Origin of the sequence: Thiococcus pfennigii (assembly GCF_016583835.1) — a bacterium.
Classification (GTDB): domain Bacteria; phylum Pseudomonadota; class Gammaproteobacteria; order Chromatiales; family Chromatiaceae; genus Thiococcus; species Thiococcus pfennigii.
Genome location: NZ_NRRW01000030.1, coordinates 36,477 through 45,329, shown reverse-complemented (window position 1 = coordinate 45,329; position 8,853 = coordinate 36,477). Strand labels below are relative to the sequence as shown.

Here is an 8,853-nt window from a genome sequence, read left to right as displayed (position 1 = left end):
GATGAAAGCAATTCACATCGCCCCCCCGTATTCCTCGCTGACGGCCTCGATCCGAATGAAAAGCCGCCGCCGGGGCGGCATGAGGCCAGCGGTTTTTTTGAATTCAACGGGGTTTTCTTCCAGGCACCAGATAGCGATTGAAGTGGCGCAGCATGAGCGACAGTTCTCAGGGGCGGTGGTAGGGCTGATCCGTTCCGCGGCCTCTTTCGAGATGTTGAACGGGTGACGGTCGATCCTCGGCGGGGTGCGCCGGCGAATTCCCGCCCCACGGGTGGGGCGCGTCGGTACGGCCCACCGGGCTCTTAGTGACGATTCAAGAACAGCCGGTACATCTTCTGGGAACTACGAAACACGCGAAACACGCGAAAGGGCCAAGCTTACACAAGCATCTGCCGTTTTTTCGTGACTTTCGTGTATTTCGTAGTTTCTTGTCGTCTTCGCGCTGGTGTCGTTTGTTTCTGAACCCTTCCCTAACACCCACTGGGCGGCTGATTGCGCGCCGTAGGGGCCGGCTTGCCGGCGATTGGTCACCCCGGATCACCCTACATGTGCAGGCGGCTCCGACGAAGGCCGATGCCGGGTTACGGCGCGCGCAATCCCCTGTCTTCATTGAGCCGCCGTGCCCGCGCGCCCAACCGGACCGGGCCCCTCGCGGTCTGGATGCGGCGGTCGGACAGCGACTCGGCCGTGCCCGGTGTCACGACCCGGCCCGCTCGATATTGTGCCGGGCGAGCGCCTCGATCATGCCGTCGACGCCCCGCTCGCGGGTCAGGCGCACGAGGGTCGAGCGGTAGTTGACGAGCAGGCTCACCCCTTCGATCGAGACGTCGTACGCCCGCCAGCGCCCGTCGCGTTGCACCATCCGGTAGTCGACCGAGATGGGTTGGCCGCCGCCGCGCTGGATCCGGGTGCGCACGATCGCCCGCTCCCGATCGGGCGCTTGGGGCGTCGGCAGGAACTGGATCTGCCACTCGCCGAGCTCGTCGACCGCGGTGGCGTAGGTGCGCACCAGCATCCGCTTGAACTCCTCGGCGAAGGCGGCCCGCTGGGTCGGGCTCGCCTCGCGCCAGATCGGGCCGAGCGCGAGGGCGGAGCTGCGCGCGAGGTCGACGTGCGGCACGAGGAGCTCATCGACGACCTGGTAGACGTATTGGGGATCGTTCGCGAGCCGGTCGCGGTCCTCGCGCAGGACCTGGCGCAGCCCCTCGGAGACCCGCTCGATCACCTGCTGCGGCGGACTCAGATCGGGCTCGGCGGCGAGCGGCCACGTCCAGACGAGCAAGACCAGCAGCAGGGGCCAGGCGCGGGCGATCGGCTGGTTCGGCAACATAGGGGACCTCGGTTGGGCGGCGATCAGGATGTCGGCCCGGCGGGCAGGTGGGCGCCGAGCCAGTCGCGCACCTGGTGCGAGGAGCGTGATCCGCTGAAGCGCCCGAGCTCCTCGCCGTCGTGCAGCAGCAGCACGGTCGGAAAGCCGCGCAGCCGATAGTGGCCGGCGAGCTTCATGTTGTCGTCGGCATCGACCTCGACCCGGGCGAGCCGCACGGCCCCGCCGAGTTCGGCGACGACCCGCTCCAGGTGCGGGGCGAGGGCGTGGCAGGGGGCGCACCAGTCGGCCCAGAAGTCGACGAGGATCGGCCGGGTGCGCGAGGCCTCGACGACCTCGGCCTCGAAGCGGGCCCGGTCGCAGTCGAAGATCAGCGGCGCGTCCGGCGCGGAAGGATGTGCCATGGCGTTCATTCGTATCGAAAATTCCGTTCGGTTCTGGTGTTCTCGGCAGTGGATCCCAAGGAGGGCGGGCATCGGGGCCGGTCGCTACGAACGATTGGCGGTTGACGGCTCTTGGCCCTCGAGAACCTTGGCCCCTTTCAGGAACGGTTCCAGAACGATCGACGCGAGCACGGACGACAAGAAACGGCGAAGTGCGCGAAGGTCGCGAAAATACCGAAGGTCATCTGGCGTCTGTTCAGCCTCTTCGCGTGTTTCGTTTCTTTTCGTGGTTCCAAGAAGAGGTACCGGTCGTTCTTGAATCCGGACCTCATGGCCCAGAGCGCTGCGCCGCCGCTCGCGCTGGAGCCTCGGCGGCCGCTGCGCTATGTTAACGCACTGGGTTAGAGCACAGTGCCGCGCCGGTCGTTCCGGCGCGTCTTCTATATTCAGGACGCGGAGACGATGATCACCCAAGACACCTCCCGCGGGGGCTACTCCCGCACCCGGATGCGGCGCATGCGCCGCGACGCCTTCTCCCGCCGGCTGATGCGCGAGACGCACCTGACGCCGGACGACCTGATCTACCCGGTCTTCGTGCTGGAGGGCCGCGGTCAGCGCGAGCCGGTCGCCTCGATGCCCGGCGTCGAGCGCCTCAGCATCGATCTGCTGGTCGAGGAGGCCCGGGCGATCGAGGCGCTGGGCATCCCGGCGATGGCCCTGTTCCCGGTCACGCCGGCGAGCGCCAAGTCCGAGGACGCGCGCGAGGCCTACAACCCCGACGGTCTCGCCCAGCGCGCCGTGCGCGCGCTGAAGGATGCGGTCCCCGGCCTCGGGGTCATCACCGACGTGGCCCTCGACCCCTTCACGACCCACGGTCAGGACGGTCTGATCGACGCGACCGGCTACGTGCTGAACGACGAGACGGTCGAGGTCCTCGTGCGTCAGGCCCTCTCGCATGCCGCGGCCGGGGCCGACGTCGTCGCGCCCTCGGACATGATGGACGGGCGCATCGGTGCGATCCGTGACGCGCTGGAGGCCGACGGCCACATCCATACCCGGATCCTCGCCTATTCGGCCAAGTACGCCTCGAGCTTCTACGGCCCGTTCCGCGATGCGGTCGGCTCGGCGGCCAACCTCGGCGGCGGCAACAAGTACACCTATCAGATGGACCCGGCCAACAGCGACGAGGCCCTGCACGAGGTCGCCCTGGACCTCGAAGAGGGCGCCGACATGGTCATGGTCAAGCCGGGCCTGCCGTACCTCGACATCGTGCGCCGCATCAAGGACCAGTTCGGCGTGCCGACCTTCGTCTACCAGGTCAGCGGCGAGTACGCGATGCTCAAGGCGGCGAGCCTGAACGGCTGGCTCGACGAGCGCGCCGTCGTCCTCGAGGCCCTGGTCTCGATCAAACGCGCCGGTGGCGACGGGGTCCTGACCTACTATGCGAAGGACGTCGCCCGCTGGCTCGCCGACTGAGGCGCCGCGCCGACCACGAGGCCATCCGCGATGCCCAGCCGCTACGCCGTCATCGGCCACCCCATCGAGCACAGCCGCTCGCCGGTCATCCACGCGGCCTTCGCCCGCCAGACCGGCCAGGATCTCGTCTACGACCGGATCCTCGGGCGGCTCGATGACTTCGCCGGCGACGTGCAGCGCTTCTTCGCCGCCGGCGGTGCCGGCCTCAACGTCACGGTCCCGTTCAAGGAGCAGGCCTGGGCGCTCGCCGACGAGCGGTCGCCGTATGCCGAGACCGCCGGGGCCGTCAATACCCTGAGCCGGCTGCCCGACGGGCGCCTGCGCGGCGACAATACCGACGGGGCCGGCCTGGTCCGGGACCTGGCCGGCAATCACGGCTTCGCCTTCGCCGGTCGACGCGTCCTGCTGCTCGGGGCCGGCGGTGCCGCGCGCGGCGTGCTGCGCCCGCTGCTGGACGCGGGCGTCACCGAACTCGCGATCGCCAACCGCACCGCCGCCAAGGCCGAGGCGCTGGCGGCCGCCGCCGCGGCCTTCGGGCCGGTGCGCGGCGGCGGGTTCGACGGGTTCGCCGGCGCGGGCTTCGACCTGATCCTCAATGCCACCTCGGCCGGCCTCGGCGGGGCGCTGCCGGCGCTGCCGGCCGGCTGCCTGAGCGCGGGGGGCTGGGTCTACGACCTGGTCTACGGCCCGGCCTCGGTCCCCTTCCTCGACTGGGGCCGTTCGCAGGGGGCGGCCGTGGTCCTCGACGGCCTCGGCATGCTCGTCGAGCAGGCCGCCGAGTCCTTCCTGCTGTGGCGCGGCGTGCGGCCCGAGACGGCCGAGGTCATCGCCGAGCTGCGCCGCGCGATGGCCCGCTGACAGGCCTTGCGCCCGGCGCGCGCGATCCGAGACGTTAGGGAAGCGCCGAAGTATTCGGCGCTTCCCGTGCGGGGCAGGAGCCCCGCCATGTTCAGTCGCGATAAGCGACTGAACATGAAGGAAGTCGGAAGCCGCGCTTTCGACTTCCGTGCGGATTTTTGGCCAGGACGGCCAATAAATCAGCGTCTCCTTAGGGCAAGGCAACGACGGACCCGCGCGCGGGTCGGGAGTGGTTGACTCGATGAAGATCGCCGTCTTGGGCCTCGGGCTGATGGGCACCGCGATCGCGCGGCGCCTCCACCAGCAGGGTTTCGCCATCGTCGGCTGGAACCGCAGCCCGGGGGCCGCGCAGGCGCTCGCCGACGAGGGCATCGCGACCGCCGCCTCGCCGGGCGAGGCGATCGCCGCGGCCGAGCTGGTCGCGCTGCTGCTCGCCGATGCCGAGGCGATCGCCGAGACGCTGGTGCCGCCGGCCACGGCGGCGCTCGCCGGGCGGATCGTCATCCAGATGGGCACGATCGCCCCGGACGAGAGTCGCGACCTGGCCGCACGTCTCGCCGCCGCCGGCGCCGAGTACCTCGAGGCCCCGGTCCTCGGCAGCCTGCCGGAGGCCTGCGCCGGGCGGCTCCTGATCATGGCCGGCGGCGAGGCGGCCCTCTTCGAGCGCTGCCGGCCGTTTCTCGCCGCCTTGGGCGAGGCCCCGCAGCGCATCGGCGCGGTGGGCCACGCGGCGGCCTTGAAGCTCGCGATGAACCAGTTGATCGCCGGGCTGACCGCGACCTTCGCCGCGAGCCTCGGGCTCGTGCGCCGCGAGGGGATCGCCGTCGACCAATTCATGGCCCTGTTGCGCGGCAGCGCCCTCTACGCGCCGACCTTCGACAAGAAGCTCGACAAGTACCTCGCCCACGACTATGGCCGCGCCAACTTCTCGCTCAAGCACCTGCTGAAGGACATCCGCCTGTTCCGTCGTGTGGCCGGGGAGGAGGGCATCGACACGGCGCCGATCGCCGCCCTCGAGGCGGCCTGCCTGCGCGGCATCGCGGCCGGGCACGGCGACGAGGACTATTCGGTCCTCTACGAGGCCCTGGTTGCGCGCTGAGCCGACCACCACTGATGTCACGCCCCCCATCGTCAAGCGCGCCGCTTATTTTTCACTTGTTGCTAAGACAGGGAACTACGAAACACGCGAAAGACGCGAAAAGGCTCGATCGATACAGGATTGCCTACAGTTTTTTCGCGGCTTTCGTGTATTTCGTAGTTCCAGTGAAGATGTCCCGGTGGTGCTTGAATCGTCACTCGCAACGACCTGTCCCCTGAAACCCGACACCTGATCATCCCATGGACCTCCCCTTCACCGATCGTCCCGGTCGGCGCGAGCGCCACCTGCGCCGCCGCCACGTCAACCCCCTGTTCGGCTGGCCGGCCCCGCCGGTCGAACCAATCGTGCTGCTCGCCGCGCAGCGCGCCGACCACGAGGAGCAGGAGGCCTTCGACGCCTCGCTGCACGCGCTGGTACGACGCGCCGTCGACCTGCCCGCGGAGACCGGCAGCGACGCGATCCTGGCCCTCAAGGAGGAGCTGGAGCGCCATTACGAGCAGGCCTGCGGCCTGGCTGGCGACCACGCGGCCGAGAAGGCCGGCATCGCCCGGCTGATCGAGGTCATCATGGGTGTCGTGCGTCGCCATGCCGCGGCCGACCCGCTCGCGGCCGAGGAGCTGGCCCAGGAGGAGGCGGCGCGGGCGCGCCACTTCCGCCTGCTCGATCTTCCGCTGGTCGTCGACCTCTTGCACCCGGAAAGCCTGATCGCCCCCGAGGAGCTGGCCGCGACCGTCCTCAGCGCGAGCGATGCCGAGTTCGACGCCGTCCCCGAGCTCTTCGACGGGCCCGAGCTTGCGCTCCTCGCCGAGCAGGCCGAGGCCTGCCTCGCCGGGCTGGGCGACGCCGGCCTCGATCTCGCCCGACCGCGCGCGCGGCTCGCCGCGCTGCACACGCTCAGCGCCGCCGCCGGCGGGCCGGAGGCACTGCGATGAACGGCTTCGAGGAGATCGCCGCGCGCTTCGCCGCGCAGGCCCCGGCCGCCGACTACTGGACCCTGCGGCTGGTCGCCGAGGAGGGCGACGCCCTCGCGGTGCGCCAGGGTGTGCCCGAGCCGAGCCGGCTGACCGCGAGCTGCGGGGCCATGGTGACGCTGGTCGTCGACGGCGGCGTCGGCTATGGCGCGACGAGCGATCTCAGCCCGGCCGGGCTGCGCGCCGCCGCCGCGCGCGCCCGCCACTGGGCGCGCGAGCACGCCCGCCACGGCCTGTTCGACGCGCGCCTCGTCCCGCGCAGCGCCCTGCGCAGCGAACGGCGCACCCAAGTATGCGAGCCTTGGGATGGCGTCGCCATCGCCGACAAGCTCGCGCTGCTCCACGACGCCTGCGCGGCCCTGGAGATCGACGAGCGGATCGTCGATGCCGCCGCCTGGCTCGCCTACCAGCGCGTCGAGCAGTGGCTCGTGACCGCCGACGGCGGGCGCATCGTCGAGGTCCAGGAGTGCGTCGAGCCCGGCCTCGAGGCGGTCGCCAACGCCGGCAGCCAGACCCAGTCGCGCCGCGGCGGCGGTTTCGACCGCCCGCGTCTCGGGGGGCTGGAGCGGCTCGCCGAAGCGCGCCTCGGCGAGGACGCCCGGCGCGTCGCCGAGGAGGCCCTCGCGCTCCTTGCCGCCCCCGAGTGTCCGAGCGGCGTCATGGATCTGGTGCTGATGCCGAGTCAGATGGTGCTCCAGATCCACGAGAGCATCGGCCACCCGCTGGAGCTCGATCGCATCCTCGGCGACGAGCGCAACTACGCCGGGACGAGCTTCGTCACGCCCGAGATGTTCGGCCACTACCGCTACGGCTCGCCGCTCCTCGACGTGACCTTCGACCCGAGCGTCGCCGGCGAGCTCGCGAGCTATGCGGCCGATGACGAGGGCACCCCAGCCGAGCGCGCCTACCTGATCCGCGGCGGCATCCTCGAGCGGCCGCTCGGCGGGCGCCTGTCGCAGGCCCGCAGCGGCCTGCCGGGCGTCGCCGCCGCGCGCGCCTGCGGCTGGGATCGCCCCCCGATCGACCGAATGGCCAACATCAATCTGGAGCCCGGCGGGCTGTCGCTCGCGGCCCTGATCGGCGGCATCGAGCGCGGCGTGCTGATGGACACCAACCGCTCCTGGTCGATCGACGACAGCCGCAACAAGTTCCAGTTCGGCTGCGAGCTCGGCCGGCTGATCGTCGACGGGGAGCTCGGCGGTCTGGTCCGCAACCCGGGCTATCGCGGCCTCTCGGCGCAGTTCTGGCGCAACCTCGACGGCGTCGGCGAGGCGGCGACCTGGGAGGTGCGCGGGGTGCAGAACTGCGGCAAGGGCGAACCCAACCAGTCGATCTCGGTCGGGCACGCGACACCGCCGTGTCGCTTCCGCGACGTGGCCGTCTTCGGGGGTGGCGAATGACGCCGGACGCCTTCTTCGCGCTGGCCGCGGACCTCGGCGCCGGCCTGCGCGGCGGCGAGGTCCTCTTCTGCGGCCTCGATGGGGAGGACTCGGACTTCGTGCGCCTCAACGGCGGGCGGATCCGCCAGGCCGGCAGCGTCCATCGCCGCACCCTCGGGCTGACGTTGATCGACGCCGGGCGCCAGGTCGAGGGCGGCATCGAGCTCGGTGGCGGGCCGGCGGCCGACCGCGCCCTCGCCGGCGAGTTGCTCGCGCGGCTGCGCGAGCGCCTGGCCCATGTCCCGGTCGATCCGTACCTGCACTTCTCGCTCGAGTCGAGCACCGGCCAGCGCGAGGTCGGCGCGGACCTGCCGCCGGCCGAGGCGGTGGTCGCCGCGCTGATCGAGGCGGCCGCCGGCCTCGACCTGGTCGGCATCTGGGCGAGCGGCACGATCCACGCGGGGCTTGCCAGCTCGCTCGGCCACCGCCACTGGCACTCGGCGACCAGCTTCCACCTCGATTGGAGCGCCTACCTGCAAGGTGACAAGGCGGTCAAGGCGAGCTGGGGCGGGCTGCGTTGGGAGCCCGAGCGCCTCGCCGAGCAGGTCGCCGCGGTGCGCGCGCGGCTCGCGGTCATGGCCCGGGCGCCGCGCACGCCCAAGCCCGGCCGCTACCGCGCCTATCTGGCGCCGGCGGCCGTCGAGGAGCTGATGGGCATGCTGGCCTGGGACGGCTTCGATCTCAAGAGCCACCGCACGGCCCAGACGCCGCTGCTGCGCCTGGTGCGTGGCGAGCGCACGCTGAGCCCGGCCGTGACGCTCGTCGAGGAGCACGGGCGGGGGCTGGTGCCCGGCTTCACCGGCGAGGGGTTCCTGCTGCCCGAGGCGGTGCCGCTGATCGAGGCCGGGCGCTTCGCCGAGTGCCTGGTCGACGCGCGCGATGGGTGCGAGTACGGCGTGCCGGTCAACGCCGCGGGCGGCGCCCCAGAGTCGCTCGCGCTCGCCGCCGGCGAGATCCCGGACGCCGCCGCCTGCGAACGCCTCGGCGACGGCCTCTACATCGGCAACCTCTGGTACTGCAACTGGTCGGACCGCAACGACTGTCGCATCACCGGGATGACGCGCTTCGCGTCCTTCTGGGTCGAGCGGGGCGAGATCGTCGCGCCCCTCTCGGTCATGCGCTTCGACGACTCCCTCTACCACCTGCTCGGCGACCGACTCGAGGGCCTCACCCAGGGGCGCGAGCTGATCCTATCGGCCGACACCTACGGCGGGCGCTCGACCGCGAGCGCGCGGCTGCCCGGCATCCTGGTCGAAGGGATCGAACTGGCGCTCTGATGCCGATCGGCACCGGGCGGTTG

Annotated in this window: 8 protein-coding genes; 6 read left to right on the top strand and 2 right to left on the bottom strand. The window is 71.1% G+C overall.

Annotated elements, in window-relative coordinates:
- Positions 1-697 precede the first annotated feature (697 nt).
- Together CKO41_RS11225 and CKO41_RS11220 are read right to left on the bottom strand one after the other, a co-directional pair.
- Positions 698-1,330: an MlaC/ttg2D family ABC transporter substrate-binding protein gene (locus tag CKO41_RS11225; protein WP_200251868.1), complete on the bottom strand. Its 633-nt coding sequence runs from the start codon at positions 1,328-1,330 to the stop codon at positions 698-700.
- A 23-nt stretch (positions 1,331-1,353) separates the two neighbouring features.
- Positions 1,354-1,740, bottom strand: a complete 387-nt coding sequence (locus tag CKO41_RS11220; RefSeq protein WP_420826474.1) for a thioredoxin family protein — start codon at positions 1,738-1,740, stop codon at positions 1,354-1,356.
- 432 nt (positions 1,741-2,172) lie between these two features.
- Here CKO41_RS11220 and hemB point away from each other — a divergent pair, with 432 nt between their 5' ends.
- From hemB to CKO41_RS11190, 6 genes are all read left to right on the top strand, one after another.
- Positions 2,173-3,186 carry a porphobilinogen synthase gene (gene hemB, locus CKO41_RS11215; protein ID WP_200251871.1) on the top strand — a complete coding sequence of 338 codons (1,014 nt, stop codon included), beginning with the start codon at positions 2,173-2,175 and terminating at the stop codon, positions 3,184-3,186.
- A 30-nt stretch (positions 3,187-3,216) separates the two neighbouring features.
- A complete protein-coding gene (gene aroE, locus CKO41_RS11210; protein WP_200251873.1) occupies positions 3,217-4,044 on the top strand; it encodes a shikimate dehydrogenase in 828 nt (275 codons plus the stop codon).
- A gap of 241 nt (positions 4,045-4,285) precedes the next feature.
- A complete protein-coding gene (locus CKO41_RS11205) occupies positions 4,286-5,143 on the top strand; it encodes an NAD(P)-dependent oxidoreductase (RefSeq protein WP_200251876.1) in 858 nt (285 codons plus the stop codon).
- A gap of 239 nt (positions 5,144-5,382) precedes the next feature.
- Positions 5,383-6,075 (top strand): hypothetical protein, encoded by a 693-nt coding sequence (locus CKO41_RS11200; protein WP_200251879.1) that lies wholly within the window; start codon positions 5,383-5,385, stop codon positions 6,073-6,075.
- Complete coding sequence (locus CKO41_RS11195) at positions 6,072-7,514, top strand: TldD/PmbA family protein (protein ID WP_200382290.1); 1,443 nt, start codon at positions 6,072-6,074, stop codon at positions 7,512-7,514. The genes CKO41_RS11200 and CKO41_RS11195 overlap by 4 nt, the downstream gene beginning before the upstream one ends.
- The gene (locus CKO41_RS11190) at positions 7,511-8,830 is read left to right on the top strand and encodes a TldD/PmbA family protein (protein WP_200250482.1); all 1,320 of its coding nucleotides are present in this window, start codon (positions 7,511-7,513) and stop codon (positions 8,828-8,830) included. The genes CKO41_RS11195 and CKO41_RS11190 overlap by 4 nt, the downstream gene beginning before the upstream one ends.
- Positions 8,831-8,853 lie beyond the last annotated feature (23 nt).